The 14,255-nt window shown below is 72.4% G+C and carries 14 protein-coding genes and 1 pseudogene; all 15 read right to left on the bottom strand.

Features of this window, described 5'->3' with window-relative positions:
* The coding region (locus TA90_RS08490; protein ID WP_147513435.1) for an FAD-dependent oxidoreductase at positions 1–504 on the bottom strand (504 nt) is incomplete at its 3' end.
* A gap of 90 nt (positions 505–594) precedes the next feature.
* Positions 595–1,146: an NADPH-dependent FMN reductase gene (locus tag TA90_RS08485; protein ID WP_043535772.1), complete on the bottom strand. Its 552-nt coding sequence runs from the start codon at positions 1,144–1,146 to the stop codon at positions 595–597.
* Positions 1,147–1,540: 394 nt separating this feature from the next.
* On the bottom strand, positions 1,541–3,913 hold the full coding sequence (purL, locus tag TA90_RS08480) for a phosphoribosylformylglycinamidine synthase subunit PurL (RefSeq protein WP_043535771.1): 2,373 nt from the start codon (positions 3,911–3,913) through the stop codon (positions 1,541–1,543).
* Positions 3,914–4,254: 341 nt separating this feature from the next.
* A complete protein-coding gene (gene purQ, locus TA90_RS08475; RefSeq protein WP_043535770.1) occupies positions 4,255–4,965 on the bottom strand; it encodes a phosphoribosylformylglycinamidine synthase subunit PurQ in 711 nt (236 codons plus the stop codon).
* Positions 4,962–5,246 (bottom strand): phosphoribosylformylglycinamidine synthase subunit PurS, encoded by a 285-nt coding sequence (locus TA90_RS08470; protein WP_043535774.1) that lies wholly within the window; start codon positions 5,244–5,246, stop codon positions 4,962–4,964. Before TA90_RS08470 ends, purQ begins: the two co-directional genes overlap by 4 nt.
* Positions 5,247–5,281: 35 nt before the next feature.
* A complete protein-coding gene (locus TA90_RS08465) occupies positions 5,282–6,190 on the bottom strand; it encodes a phosphoribosylaminoimidazolesuccinocarboxamide synthase (RefSeq protein ID WP_043535769.1) in 909 nt (302 codons plus the stop codon).
* A 28-nt stretch (positions 6,191–6,218) separates the two neighbouring features.
* Positions 6,219–7,496, bottom strand: a complete 1,278-nt coding sequence (gene purD, locus TA90_RS08460) for a phosphoribosylamine--glycine ligase (RefSeq protein WP_043535768.1) — start codon at positions 7,494–7,496, stop codon at positions 6,219–6,221.
* Positions 7,497–7,641: 145 nt separating this feature from the next.
* On the bottom strand, positions 7,642–8,715 hold the full coding sequence (locus tag TA90_RS13270) for a hypothetical protein (RefSeq protein WP_052450684.1): 1,074 nt from the start codon (positions 8,713–8,715) through the stop codon (positions 7,642–7,644).
* A gap of 219 nt (positions 8,716–8,934) precedes the next feature.
* Entirely contained in the window at positions 8,935–9,972 is a 1,038-nt protein-coding gene (locus TA90_RS08450; RefSeq protein ID WP_043535767.1) for a vWA domain-containing protein, read from the bottom strand.
* An 85-nt stretch (positions 9,973–10,057) separates the two neighbouring features.
* Positions 10,058–11,077 carry a VWA domain-containing protein gene (locus tag TA90_RS08445; RefSeq protein ID WP_043535766.1) on the bottom strand — a complete coding sequence of 340 codons (1,020 nt, stop codon included), beginning with the start codon at positions 11,075–11,077 and terminating at the stop codon, positions 10,058–10,060.
* Positions 11,074–11,532, bottom strand: a complete 459-nt coding sequence (locus tag TA90_RS08440) for a hypothetical protein (protein WP_043535765.1) — start codon at positions 11,530–11,532, stop codon at positions 11,074–11,076. The genes TA90_RS08445 and TA90_RS08440 overlap by 4 nt, the downstream gene beginning before the upstream one ends.
* Positions 11,522–12,169 (bottom strand): DUF58 domain-containing protein, encoded by a 648-nt coding sequence (locus TA90_RS08435; protein ID WP_331394267.1) that lies wholly within the window; start codon positions 12,167–12,169, stop codon positions 11,522–11,524. The genes TA90_RS08440 and TA90_RS08435 overlap by 11 nt, the downstream gene beginning before the upstream one ends.
* Before the next feature lie 25 nt (positions 12,170–12,194).
* Positions 12,195–12,278: pseudogene (locus tag TA90_RS15885) on the bottom strand (DUF58 domain-containing protein); the annotation flags it as partial.
* A gap of 137 nt (positions 12,279–12,415) precedes the next feature.
* On the bottom strand, positions 12,416–13,378 hold the full coding sequence (locus TA90_RS08430) for an AAA family ATPase (protein WP_407921585.1): 963 nt from the start codon (positions 13,376–13,378) through the stop codon (positions 12,416–12,418).
* Between the two features lie 59 nt (positions 13,379–13,437).
* The gene (locus TA90_RS08425) at positions 13,438–14,187 is read right to left on the bottom strand and encodes a hypothetical protein (protein ID WP_052450683.1); all 750 of its coding nucleotides are present in this window, start codon (positions 14,185–14,187) and stop codon (positions 13,438–13,440) included.
* Positions 14,188–14,255 lie beyond the last annotated feature (68 nt).

The following is a 14,255-nucleotide window of genomic DNA, read 5'->3' as shown; positions in this document are numbered from 1 at the left end:
AGGGGTGGTCGGCGGGGGTTGGCAGGGGGTCGGCGGGCGGTGGTCGGGGGGCGCGGAACCGGCGGGCGGAGCGCTGACGGGCACGGCGCCGGCGGGTGGAGAGCCGGGGGCCGTCGTGAGGGCGGGGGCGGGCAGGTCCGTGGAACGCACCGCGACCACACGGACGGGGCGGCGGACCGCCAGGTGGAACATCTCCTCGTAGCGACCGTGGTAGTCGACGACCACGCGGGAGGCGGGGAGCGTGGGGTCCACCGGTCCCAGCGGCAGGCCCGGGAGGTCCGCGATGCCGTGCGCCCGCCCCAGCGTCAGCGAGTCCCACCGCTCCCTCCACGCCCCTCCGGGACCTGCCCCGTCGTCGAGGACGAGGAAGTCCTCCCCCGGGACCAGGCCACGCCGGGCGAGGTCGTGGGCGGTGGCCAGGCCGGCCTGGCCGGCACCGATGACGACCACCTGCCAGACGTGCGGGTCCGCGGGGCCCGGTGGGGTGGACAGGGTCGGTGCCATCAGCAAGCGCTCCTCGTGCCCGGGGTGGGTGGTGCCGCGCGCAGCCCGGTGGTGCGGGTGTGGCCGGGACTGACACGCGGCGGGGGCATGTCAGCCCGCCACGGCATCGATGTGGTCGGCGAAGGAGCGCATGGCGGTGGCGAGGAAGTCCTGGGTGCCCTCGCGGGTCGCGCGACCCTCGTCATCGAACTGCTGCTTGGTGATCTGGACGTAGAGCTCGGGCTGGCCGAGCAGGCGGACGTCGAGATGGCTGAGGACGGAACGGAGCTGGGCCTGTGCGGCCGCGGTCCCGACGGCTCCCGGTGTCGCTCCGGCGATCATGGCGGGCTTGCCGGCCAGTGTCCCCGTCCCCTTGGGGCGGGAGAGCCATTCGAGGGCGTTCTTGAGGACGGCGGGGACGGAGCGGTTGTACTCGGGGGTGACGACGAGGAGCGCGTCGGCCGACTCGACGACCTGCTTCAGCCGGGTCCCGACCTCCGGGTAGTCGGCGTCGTACTCGGGACGGTAGAAGGGCAGGTCCGCGATCTCGGCCTCGACGAACTGCAGGGAGTCGGGCGCTGCGAGCTCCAGTGCCCGGGCGAGCCGACGGTTGAGGGAGTCCTGGGACGCGGATCCGATGACGACGGCGACGGTGTGGGTCATGATGTCCTTCCGGGGAAGACGTTTGTTGCGGTATCAACAACAATCATCACCCGCCCGTGCCGTCGCGCACCTCCCCGACCACTGTGGGACTCCGCACAACCAGCGAAGTCCGCTCAGTTCTGGGCTCGAAGTCCGCTCAGTTCGGGGCTCGAGGTCCGTCCCGGTTTCTCGAGGACGAGCGACGTCGCCCGGAGCCGACGTGATGGTCCCCGTTCCCGGGCGGGACCCACGGGTGCACACGGGCGTACCGCCCGGGACGTGCCGGCCCGGGGGCGCGGCCCACCCACCACCTCAGCGGCGCAGCCCACCCACGTCGGAGCACGGGCCCTCCCGGAGCTGCGGCGGAGCGGACCTCAGGACGGACTTCGAGCCCCGAACAGAGCGGACTTCACCGTCAGAAGCGGTCGGCGAGTGCTGCGTCGGAGAGACCGCGCAGTTCCTCCAGGTCCACGACCCACCCGGCGCCGTTCCCGAGGTCACCGAGCAGCTCGGCGCCGGTCACGGCCAGCATGTCGCCGCCGGTCGTCCCGATGCGTGCCACGGGCACCCCCTCGGCCTCGGCTGCGGCGAAGACCGCGGGGACCGCACCCTCCGGGACCGCCACCAGTGCCCTGGCCTGGGACTCCGACAGGAGCATCTCCAGGTCCCCGACCCCGTCGCGACCGGCGGCCTGGGCGAGGTCGAATGACCCTCCGATCCCGAAGCGCAGGCTCGCATCCACCAGCGCCTGCACCAGGCCCCCGTTGGAGAGGTCGTGGGCGGCGCGCACGAGGGGCCTGCCGTCGGGTCCGTCGGCCTCGGTGAGCGCCCGCACCACGTTGCCCAGGGCGACCTCCGCGTCCAGGTCGACGCGGGGCGGCAGACCGCCGAGGTGACCGTGCACGATGCGCGCCCAGGCGGAGCCGTCCATCTCGTCCCGGGTCTCCCCCAGCAGGAGGACGGCCAACCCCTCCTCCGTCCACCCCGAGGGGTTCGCGCGGGTGACGTCGTCGAGGATCCCGAGCATGCCGACGACAGGGGTCGGGTTGATCGAGGAGTCGGGCTGGCCCTTCTCGGTACCCGAGGAGTTGTAGAGGGACACGTTGCCCCCGGTGACCGGCACCCCCAGCTCGACGCAGCCGTCGGACAGGCCGGTCATCGCCGTGACCAGCTGCCACATGGCGTCCGCGTCCTCCGGGTTGCCGAAGTTCAGGCAGTCGGTGATGGCGACCGGGCGGGCCCCCACCACCGCGACGTTGCGGTAGGCCTCCGCCAGGGCCTGGCGGGCGCCCTCGTAGGGGTCGAGCTTCGTGAACCAGCCATTGGCATCGGTGGCCAGGGCCACGCCCAGTCCGGTCCCCTCGTCCACCCGGACCACGCCCGCGTCGTCGGGCTGGGCCAGGGCCGTGTTGCCCTGGACGTAGCGGTCGTACTGGTCCGTCACCCAGGACTTGGAGGCCTGGTTGACGTCCCCGAGCACCTCACGCAGGACCCCTTCGAGCTCCGCGGCGTCCGCCGGGCGGGGGAGGCGGTCGCTCGTGTCCGCCTGCAGGGCGTCCTGCCAGGAGGGACGCGCGTAGGGACGGTCGTAGACGGGTCCCTCGTTCGCGACGGTCTTGGGATCCACGTCCACGATCCGGCTGCCGAAGTGGTCGATCGTGAGGCGCCCGTCCCCGGTCAGTGTCCCGATGACGGAGGCCTCCACGTCCCAGCGGTCGATGACGGAGAAGAACTCCTCGCGGTCCTCGGGGCGCACGATGGCCATCATGCGTTCCTGGGACTCCGACATGAGGATCTCCCCGGCGGTCAGGGTCGGGTCGCGCAGGAGCACGTTCTCCAGGTCCACGTGCATGCCGGAGTCACCGTTGGATGCCAGCTCCGAGGTGGCGCAGGAGATTCCCGCCGCCCCCAGGTCCTGGATCCCCTGGACGACGCCGGCCCGGAACAGGTCCAGGCAGCACTCGATGAGGACCTTCTCCATGAAGGGGTCGCCCACCTGGACGCTCGGGCGCTTGGTGGGCATGCCGTCCTCGAAGGTCTCCGAGGCGAGGATCGAGGCGCCACCGATGCCGTCGCCGCCCGTGCGGGCGCCGAAGAGGACGACCAGGTTGCCCTCACCCGTGGCGTTGGCCAGGTGGATGTCCTCGTGGCGCAGGGTCCCCAGGCACAGGGCGTTGACCAGGGGGTTGCCCTGGTAGGAGGGGTCGAACTCGGTCTCGCCGCCGATGTTGGGCAGGCCCAGGCAGTTCCCGTACCCACCGACTCCGGCCACCACCCCGTGCACCACGCGGGAGGTGTCGGGATGGTCGGGCGCCCCGAAGCGCAGCTGGTCCATGACCGCCACGGGGCGTGCCCCCATGGAGATGATGTCGCGCACGATGCCCCCCACACCGGTGGCCGCACCCTGGTAGGGCTCGACGAAGCTCGGGTGGTTGTGGGACTCGACCTTGAAGGTCACCGCCCAGCCCTGCCCGATGTCGACGACCCCGGCGTTCTGCCCCATGCCGACCAGCAGGTGCTCACGCATGGCATCCGTCGTCCTGTGCCCGAACTGCTCGACGAGGTGCTTCTTGGAGGACTTGTAGGAGCAGTGCTCGGACCACATCACCGAGTACATCGCGAGCTCGGCGTTGGTGGGGCGACGCCCCAGGATCTCGCGGATCCGGGCGTACTCGTCCGCCTTGAGACCGAGCTCCGCCCAGGGCATGTCCCGTTCGGGGGTGGCCGCGGCGTCCTCGACGGTGTCGGGAAGCTCGCGCGGGGTGGCAGGAGTGACCGGTGCGGTCATGGCATGCTCCATCGTTTCGTGTCGTGGGGGTGGCGGGTGATCGGAGGAGTGATCGATTGCGTGGCGCGGCGGGTGGGGGACGGGAGATGCGTCACGAGGGCGGCGCCACCTGTCCACAGACGCTGTCCACAGGGGTGGGGACGGTGACGGAATCTCGCTCCACAGCTGTGGAGAACCCGGTGGACAGATGTGCACCCGACCTGCACGCGCACCCCCGACCGCTCAGTGGGGTGAGCGGAAACCTCCCACGCGCCTCCGGACGCGCCGTCCACGGACGGGCACGCCGAGCGCGCGCTGCGCCATGAGGGGAGGAGGGGTGTCTGCGCAGGTCGGAGCATGTCTCAGCCGACCAGTGTGTGCAGGACCGAGGTGAAGATGCCGAGACCATCGGTGCCACCGTGGGCAGCCCACCCCCGGTCCCCCCCGTCCGCGACGGGTCCGAATCCGGGCTCGACCGCGTGCTCCGGGTGGGGCATCAACCCCACCACGGTGCCTGTGGAATTGGTGATCCCGGCGATGTCATGGGCGGAACCGTTGGGGTTGACGTCGACGTAGCGGAAGACGACCCGCCCCTCCTCCTCCAGGCGACGGACGGTCTCGGGTGCGGCCTGGAAGGCTCCCTCCCCGTTCTTCAGCGGGATCGTGATCTCCGTGCCCGCCTCCAGCGAGGTGGTCCAGGCGGTGTCGGCATTCTCCACGCGCAGGACCTGGTCACGGCAGATGAACTTCTGGTGGTCGTTGCGGATCAGTGCCCCCTCCAGGAGGTGGGACTCGCACAGCACCTGGAACCCGTTGCAGATGCCCAGGACCGGCAGTCCCCGGCCCGCGGCCTCGACGACGGACCCCATGACGGGGGCGGTGGCGGCGATGGCCCCACACCGCAGGTAGTCACCGTAGGAGAAGCCACCGGGCAGGACCACCGCGTCGACCCCGTGCAGGTCGTCGTCCTTGTGCCACAGGCGCACCGGTTCACCGCCGGCCAGGCGCACGGCGCGCGCCGCGTCACGGTCGTCCAGGGTCCCGGGGAAGGTCACCACCCCGATGCGCGTCACCGGGCACCCCCGTCGACGTCCCCGTCCTCGTCCTCGGGGATCTCCTCCACGCGCACGACGTCCTCGATGATGGGGTTGGACAGGACGGTGTCCGCCGCGCGGCGCGCCTCCTCCAGGAGCTCGGGCGTCACCGGCCCCTCGGCGCCCAGGTGGAAGCACTTCCCCTGGCGCACCGAGGTGAAGCCCGTGATCCCCAGGCGCGGCAGGGCCGAGCCGACGGCCTTGCCCTGGGGGTCCAGGATCTCCGGTTTCGGCATCACTTCGACGATGATTCGCCCCACGGCGTCCTCCTTGGTCGGTTCCCGGCGGGTGCCGGTCACAGTTCTGGTTCCGCGCCGGTGAGGCGGCGGAAGGCTTCGATGTAGCGTCCGCGGGTCGCGGCCACGACCTCCTCGGGCAGTGCGGGCGGCTCTGCGTCCCCCGCCCGGTCCCACCCCGAGGCCGGGGAGGTCAGCCAGTCGCGCACGTACTGCTTGTCGAAGCTGGGGGTGACCCGTCCCTCGACCCACTCGTCGGCGGGCCAGAAGCGCGAGGAGTCGGGGGTGAGGACCTCGTCGCCCAGCACCAGTTCCCCGGTGGCGGGGTCCAGCCCGAACTCGAACTTCGTGTCGGCGATGACCACTCCGCGCCCAGAGGCGATCCCCGCGGCCCGTGAGTACAGGGCGATCGAGAGGTCGCGCAGGCGCTCGGCGAGTTCGCGTCCGACCATGTCTGCGACGCGGTCCAGGGAGACGTTCTCGTCGTGGCTGCCCAGTTCCGCCTTGGCGGCCGGGGTGAAGACGGGTTCCGGCAGCCTGGAGGCCTCGGTGAGTCCGCCCGGCAGGGGCACCCCGCACACGGACCCCGACTCCCGGTACTCCACGATCCCGGACCCGGTGAGGTACCCGCGCACGACGCACTCGACGGGGACCATGTCCAGGGCCCGGCAGATGACGGCACGCCCGCGCACGGACGGGGGCACGTCCACGGAGAGCACGTGGTTGGGCACCAGGTCCTCCAGGCGTTCCATCCACCACAGCGAGAGCCGGTTGAGGACCTTGCCCTTGTCGGGGACCGGCGTGGGGAGGATGTGGTCGTAGGCGCTGATCCGGTCGGTGGTGACCATGAGCAGCCGGTCGGGGTGCTCGACGGCGACGCCCGCCCGGGGCCCCTCGGGGGCGAGGATGTCGCGGACCTTGCCCGAGGAGAGGTGCACCCAACCCGGGATCTCGGAGGTGGCGGTCATGTGCGGTCCTTTCCGGGTGGGGATCGGGTCAGGCGAGGAGGTCGTCCGGCCAGGTGGCGATGTCGGTGCGGTAGCGGGCGCCCTCGAGGTGGAGGGCGTCGATGCCGCGGTAGGCGGCCGCGCGGGCGGCGGGGACGTCGCTCCCGCGTCCCACCACGTCGAGGACCCGCCCACCCGCACTGACGAGGGCGGGACCGTGGTCCGTGGCGACCAGGCGCGTGCCCGCCTGGATGACGTGGACGCCGGGCAGTGCCCCGGCCTCGTCGATCCCCTCGATGACGCCGCCCGTGCGGGGGTCCTCGGGGTAGCCCGGTGCCGCCAGGACGACCGTCACTGCGGCGTCCGGTGACCAGGTGGGCGCAGGCACCGTGTCGAGGGCCCCGGTGGCGGCAGCCAGGAGGAGGTCGACGAGGGGGGACTCGAGGCGTTCGAGGACCACCTGGGTCTCGGGATCACCGAAGCGCACGTTGAACTCCACGACCCGGATGCCCCGGTGCGTCAGCGCGAGGCCGCAGTAGAGCAGGCCACGGAACGGGGTGCCCCGGCGCGCCATCTCCGCGAGCGTGGGCAGGGCGACCGTGTCGACGACCTCCTGCGCGACACCCGCGGGCAGCCAGGGCAGGGGGGAGTAGGCGCCCATTCCGCCGGTGTTGGGGCCCTCGTTGCCGTCGCGCAGCCGCTTGAAGTCCTGGGCGGGCACCAGGGGGACGGCGCGTTCCCCGTCGCACACGCAGAAGAGTGAGACCTCGGGGCCGTCGAGGTAGTCCTCGATGACCACCGCGCCACCGGGACGGGACAGGCAGTGTCCGGCATGGGCGAGGGCGGCCTGCCGGTCCTCGGTGACCACGACGCCCTTGCCCGCCGCCAGGGCGTCGTCCTTGACGACGTGCGGTGCGCCGAGTTCGTCCAGTGCGGCCTCGACCTGCTCCGTCGTGCGGCACGTGAAGGAACGCGCCGTGGCGACACCGGCTGCGGCCATGACGTCCTTGGCGAAGCTCTTGGAGGCCTCCAGCTCGGCGGCGGCGCAGGTGGGACCGAAGCAGGGGATCCCCGCGGCGGTGACCGCATCGCAGACCCCCGCGACCAGGGGGGCCTCGGGTCCCACGACCACGAGGTCGACGCCCTGCTCGCGGGCGACGTGCGCCACGGCGTCGGGCTCGGTGGCGGGGAAGGCGACGGCGGTGCCCAACGCGTCCATGCCGGGGTTGCCGGCCTGGACGACCAGGTCGACGGAATCGGAGGTTCGGACCAGGGCACGGGCCAGTGCGTGTTCACGCCCGCCGGTGCCCACCAGGAGGACCTTCACGGGGACACTCTAACGGCTGGGGGCGCGGCCCCCGACGGCCGCCCGACAGATGGTCGCCACCGGCTCCCGCACGGGCCCGGGCAGCGGGCAGCGCGGGGTCCGACGGCTCAGGTCAGGGGTACGGCGGGTACCCACGCCGTGGGACTCACCACCCGCCGCCCGGCGACCCCGGTCGGTTCTGGTCGTAGCTGTTGCCCTGGTCGGTGCGCGACTGCTCCAACTGGCGTTCGAGTTCCTGGCGTCGGCGACGCTGCTCGTCCGTCTCCTTCCCGAACGGGTCCGGGGTCGGGGACGCACTCGGGGTCGGAGTCGGGCTCCCCGGGGAGTTCCCGCCGGGGGTGGGTTGCGCGGAGGATCCCGGGGACGGCTGTTCCGACGGGCCCGTGGAGGGCTCGGCGGACGGCTCCCCCGCAGGTGTCCTGCCCTCGGCGCGCTCCCGGGCGTCACGGGCCTTCCCGTCCAGGCGGTCCTTCGCCCTCTCCGCCCCCTCACCGGGATCCTCCTGTTGTCCCGTGCCGGTCTGCCCGGAGGGGTCCGGGGAGGGCTCGGCGGATCCTCCCTCACCGGGTCGGGCGGAGGGATCGGCTCCGGACCCGTCACCGGAGCCGGAGGGCTCGGGAGAGGCGCCACCACCCTCCCCGGACTGGGGTTCACCGCCCTCGCCGTCGGAGCCCCCGCCTGACTGCGGGTCGCCCCCGGACTGGCCCCCGGACCCCTGGCCGGACTGCGGGTCCCCGGACTGCGGGTCCCCGGACTGCGCCCCAGACTGGGATTGCGAGGTGTCGATGCTGCGACACGGCGCCAGCAGGTCGGCGGAGCGCTCGTACAGGTCAGCTGCCCCGGCCCAGTCCAGGTCCGTGGCGCTCACGTCCCCCTGCCCCTCCAGGCCGAGGGCCAGGTTGGTCCTGACCCGGCACTCGTAGGAGTAGGACTCGATGTAGCCGGGCGCCACCTCGGTGGCCCGCGGCACGGACTCCATCGCCAGTTCCAGATGGGCGACACCGACGTCGAGGTAGCCCTGGACCAGGAGCGTGGACCCGAGGTTGTAGTCCGCCACCCAGGTCTCCGGCCCCGAACGCGTCCACGCCACCTGCCCCTCGAAACCGGAGCGGGCCTGCGGGAAGCGGGCGTCCTGGTAGGCGCGCACCGACGCCCAGGACCACATGTGCATGCCCAGGAGGAAGACCGCGGCGAGCGCCATGACCACGACCAGCGGCATCGACCACCACAGGGGCCTGAGCGCCGACCGGGAGCGCCGCGGACGCCCTCGTCCACCTGCGGAGGGGACCCCCGGGGACCCGGGGCCCCGGGGGGGACGTCCCCCTCCCCTGAGGGGGCATCAGCGAGGGGCGCACCGAAGGGAACCAGCATCTCCCCGGACTGCGCCTCCCGACGCCGACGACGTCCGCGGGGGCGCGGAGTGGGGGTGGTGGGCTGCTCAGACGGCATGGGCCCTCCTCAGTGCTCGCACACGACCGGCCAGGGCCGCCCCTTCCCAGGCGGCCAGCGCTCCCAGGGCCAGGGCGAGGGGCCAGATGAGGTAACGGTAGGTGGACAGCTCCTCGCGCGAGTCCACGATGAGCTCGGCGTCGGCCATCATCGCGGAGGCCTCCCGCCTGATCACGTCACTGCCGGGGGAGTGCACGTAGGCAACCCCCAGTTCGGACGCCGCGGACTCCAGCGCTGCCTCGTCGATGCGGGAGACCGCCGGGGGCGCACCCGGCTGGGAGTAGTCACGGATCCACTCCGGCGCCGCACCCGACTGGGCGCCCGTGGAGTCCTGCGTCCCGTCGCCGAGCCGGTGGACGCGCATGTGCCCACCCTCCTCGGTGCCGTACCCGATGACCAGACCCCCGTCCACGTACTGCCGCAACGGGGCCCAGGCGTCCGGTTGCGGGGAGGCGACCTCGTTGGAGGTCTCCCCGTCGGAGAGGACGAAGAGGTAGCGGACGTCCTCGGGGTGGGACTCCCGGGCGGCCGCGAGGTCCGCCAGCAGACGGGTGGTGGGACGGTCCAGCGAGGAGCCCTGGGAGTACTCCGAGAGTTCCTGGCTGAAGGTGTCGATGAAGGACCCGATGGCCGACTCGTCGGTGGTGAGCGGGACGACGGTGCGCACGTCCGAGTCCCAGGTGCGCACCGAGAAGCGGGCGCCGGCCATGGACTCCAGGACGGTGTGCAGGTCCTCCTTGACGCCGTCGAGGCGGGGCCGGTCCCCGTCCCAGTCCTCCGCGGCCATGGACCCGGTCCGGTCGATGACGAACCACACCTCGGTGGTCGAGGTGACCCGCTGCGCCTCCCCGGGCACCGAGGGTCCGAGCAGCATGAGCAGGACCAGGGCCGACATCAGGCCCCTGCGCACGAGCGCCCAGCGCCCGAGGGGGCCGCGTCGGCGCGCGCCCAGGACCAGCAGGGCGGCCAGGACCAGGGCGAGCACGACCAGCAGCCATGCCGGTTCCACGACCGGTCGGAGGATCATCGCGTCACACCCCCGAACCCGCCCCGCACGACGTCACGGGGTCCACCACCGGGTCCACCCGTGCCTCCCCACCACGTGCGCGCCCTCACAGTCTCGCCCATCCGCACAGCGCCAGGAGCGCGACGAGGGCGACGGCCACCCAGGCCAGTGCCGAACCCGGGCGGTCCGTCACGACCGTGGTGGCGCTGCCCTCGAGGTCGACCCGCTGCTGCGCCTCGATCTCGGCGATGATGCCGTCCACGGACGAGGGCTGGGCGGCGTCGTGGAAGTCCCCGCCGGTGGTGCGCACCTGGTCGCGCAGCTCCGTCCCCTCACTCGTCAGGTACGTCGTGTCCCCCGGGTAGAGCGCGGTGACGACCACCCCCTGTTGCCGGGCGAACTCCATGGCCTGGGGGAGGGTGTAGATCTGGGACCCGAGCACCTCGTTGTCGGTGGCGAGGATGACCATCCGCGAGCGTTCCCGGTCCGTGTGGTCGAAGCCGAGGACGCACCCGGCCAGGCCGTCCCCGGCCAGGGAGGACAACTGACCGTTGGGGTCGTCGGTGCCCTCGAGGAAGTCCATGAGTTCGGTGGTCACGTACACGCCGTCCGAGGTCTGCCCCTGGTACCCGTCGGTCATCAGGTCCCCGACGTCCTCCAGGGTCTGCGTGGCCATGTCGTAGTCGTCGGTGAGGGGGAAGAGAACCATGGTGCGCGCGGACCACAGGTGCAGGGAGATCCGCTCCCCGGAGAAGTGGTCGACGATCCGACGGAAGGAGGCAGCGATCTGGCCGTCGTAGGGGATCATCGAGCCCGAGGCGTCCAGGCACAGCACGATGTCCCTGCTCGAGAGCCGACGGTCCTCCAGGTGCCGGTCCACGGGTGCGCCGGCCGAGACGGCCACCGCCACGGTCAGGCCGACCAGGCTCGCCACCACTCCCACGAGGGCCCAGCGCGTGCGCCTGACGAGCGCACGGTACTTGGGCAGCTCACGCACGTAGCCGCTGTTCGCGACCCAGCCCCGGCGCCCCTCACGCCGACCGGCGTCGCGCAGGACCCACCATCCGGCCGCCGTGGCGAGCGCGACCACGACGAGGACGAGGAGGGCGAGCAGGGGGAACCTCATGACTCCACCGCCTCCCTCGCCAGCGTGAGCGCGCGGTCCTCCGCACCACGGGGGTCACCCTCGAAGCTGGGACGCTCGCACTCCCGCAGCACCGCCGCCAGCTGCGGCCAGGTGGGGGTCAGCACCTCGACCTCCTCCACGGTGGCCACCTCCAGGTCACGGCCCGTGCGTGCCGTCCCGAGGGCCCGCATGAGTCCGGCGAGGGCGAGGTGCAGCGCCCTCAGGTCGTAGTCCCCACCGTCGCGGCGCGCGCGGATCTCCTCCACCAGGGCGAGGTAACGCATCCGCTCCGCCCTGGAGATCGAGAGCAGGGCCGGGGCCTCGGTCTCCTCCGAGCGCCACCAGTGCACGAGGCACCCCACCACCCACGACACCACGAGCACCGCGAGGACCACGCCCAGCACCCACATCCAGTTCGGGTAGGTCACCGGGTCACGCAGGGAGTCACCGGACACGGCTCCCCCTCTCCAGGGCGGTCACCAGCGCGCGGGGCACCGCGGCCACGGAGTCCACGCCGACCTGCGTGACCCCCCTGCGCCAGAGCATGTGCGAGACCTGCGCCCGGCGCAGTGCGACGGCCTCGTGCGCCTGCGCGGCGAGCTCCGCGTCGGCCGTCACGAAGTCCGGCAACGGCCCGGCGTCGACGTCGATGACCTCGGTGCCGCGCGGCAGTGAGGTCGGGTCCGCGTCCGCGACGGACATGACGATCATCTCGTGGCGGACCCGCAACCTCTTGACGAGGTCCTCCAGGGAGGGGTCGGGACTGGTGCCGTCCGTGACGAGTACGACGAGGGAGCGTCTGCGCGTCGAGGCGAGTGCCCTCCCCAGCAGGCGCCCCACGTCGGAGGCGGGTGAGGCGAGGTCGATGTCCTCGGCGATCCGGCGCAGGAGCATCTCCGCGTGGGCCTTGCCCGACCGTGCCGGCACCTGGCGCACGCGCCGGGAGTCCCCGGCGACCAGGCCCACCTGGTCCCCCCTCACCGTCGACAGCCACGCGATGGTCTCGCAGGCCGCGAGCGCGACCTCCTCCTTGGTCTCCCCCGACTGGGGCCCGGGCCCCCATGGAGCGACCGATGTCGACCACGAGGACAACCTGGACGTTCGCCGTGGCCTCGAAGCGCTTGACGACGGGTCGCCCGGCGCGTGCGGAGACCAACCAGTCGATGTCCTTGACGTCGTCGCCCGCCTTGTACTCCGCCATGTCGAGGAACTCCGTGCCCCGCCCCGCCCGTGCGGACCCGTGCCGCCCCTCCATCTCCGACAGGAGGCGTCGCAGGACGGGCAGCTCCACGCGTGCGGAGATGGCCTCGAGTCCGGGGGAGTGCACCGTGGACCCCCTCAGGGCACCGGGACGGCGTTGAAGACGGCGTCGACGAGCCCGTCCACGGAGACGTCGTCCGCCATGGCGTCGTAGGTCCTGATCAGGCGGTGACGCAGGATCGGGTGGCGCATGGCCTTGATGTCCTCGGGCACGACGTAGTTGCGCCCCGCCATCAGGGCCAGGGCCTGGGCGACCTGCATGAGGGCGATGCCGCCGCGCGGGGAGGCGCCCACCCGCACGTGGCTGCCCAGACCCGGGAGGGGGTGCGGTCCCGCCCCCCTGGTCGTGTTGATGATGTCGACGATGTAGGTCTTGATCGTGCGGTGCACGAAGATCCGCCGCGTGAGGGCCTGGAGGTCCCCGAGCTCCTCCAGCGAGATGGGTTGCCCCTGCAGGGGCCGGGCGATGGAACCGGAGTCGATGCGGTCGAGGACCTCGAGTTCCTCCCGCGGCTGCGGGTAGGTGATGACCTGCTTCATGAGGAAGCGGTCCATCTGCGCCTCGGGGAGGACGTAGGTGCCCTCCTCCTCGATCGGGTTCTGCGTGGCCATCACCATGAAGGGCCTGGGCAGGGGGTGGAGGACACCACCGATGGTCGTCTGCGCCTCCTGCATGGCCTCGAGCATGGCGGACTGGGTCTTGGCGGAGGAGCGGTTGATCTCGTCGAGCAGGACGATGTTGGCGTGCACGGGTCCCAGCTGCGTCGTCATCTCGCCGGTGGCGTAGTTGTAGATCTGGGTGCCGATGATGTCGTTGGGCATCAGGTCGGGCGTGCACTGGATGCGGTGGAACGTGCCCGAGACGGCGGCGGCCAGTGTCTGGGCGGCGGTCGTCTTGGCGAGGCCGGGGACGGACTCGATGAGCACGTGGCCGCGCGCCAGGAGCCCGGCCACCAGGGCCCGGCGCAGGTCCGCCTGACCGACGACGCGCTGGGTGAACATCGCGTCCACGCGCTCCAGGAGGCCTCGGGCCCGCTCGATCTCGTCCTCGCTCAGGTACTGGTCCGCCACATCGCCTCCCGGGGTCGTCGACCTGCAGTCTAGGCGGAAGGTCCCCGCCCGTGCCGGACGTGTTCCCTGCGGACGAGCAGGGCCAGTCCCCCCAGGGCGGCGGCGCCGAGGCCGAGGGTGCCGATGACCACCAGGGTCCCGCGGCCCGGACCGTGGCGGGTGCCGGCCTCGATGTCGAGGTCGCGCAGCAGCACGTCGGAGCCGCGCACGGTGACGGTGGCCCCCTCCACGGTCCCGACGGTGGCGGAGGTGATGTCGGCCGGCATGGTCACCGTGAGCACGACGTCATCGGCGGAGATCCCCAGGGAGTCGGCCACCTCCTGGGAGACCCCGCTCGAGCCGGAGCCCTGGGAAAGGGGCAGCGCGAGGCGGTACCCGCCCTCGTCGGCGTCGGCCCACCACAGGGGGCGCCCGGACTGGCCGTCCCACTGGTCGCCCCCGAGGGTGAGGGTGGTGGTCATCCGACAGCGCAGCGCGGAGTCGTCGGCGACCTCGGCGACCTCCAGGTCGGCTCCGTCGGTGGGGACGATGCCCTGGAGGACTCCGTCGACCACCTGCTCACAGGTCGGCCCGTCCCCGTCGACGAGCGAGCGGTCGATGCCGACCTCGAGGACCACGTCGGCCACCCCGTCGGCGGAGACCCCCACCTGCGCGTCGAGGTCGCAGGCGGCCAGGCCCAGCGCGGTCGGTGCCACCAGCGCGAGGAGGAGCGCGAGGGCCCGCAGGGAGGGGGCACGGCGTCGGTCACGGGTTCGACGGCGGGCGGGGCTGTGCGGCATGGGCACAGTATCCCCCGTCGACGAGGGCGGACGCGGACGGGCCCGCCCTCCCGGAAGGAGGACGGGCC

The sequence above is a fragment of the Actinomyces polynesiensis genome, assembly GCF_000820725.1.
Classification (GTDB): Bacteria; Actinomycetota; Actinomycetes; order Actinomycetales; family Actinomycetaceae; genus Pauljensenia; species Pauljensenia polynesiensis.
This window is presented reverse-complemented; position numbering and strand designations above follow the sequence as displayed.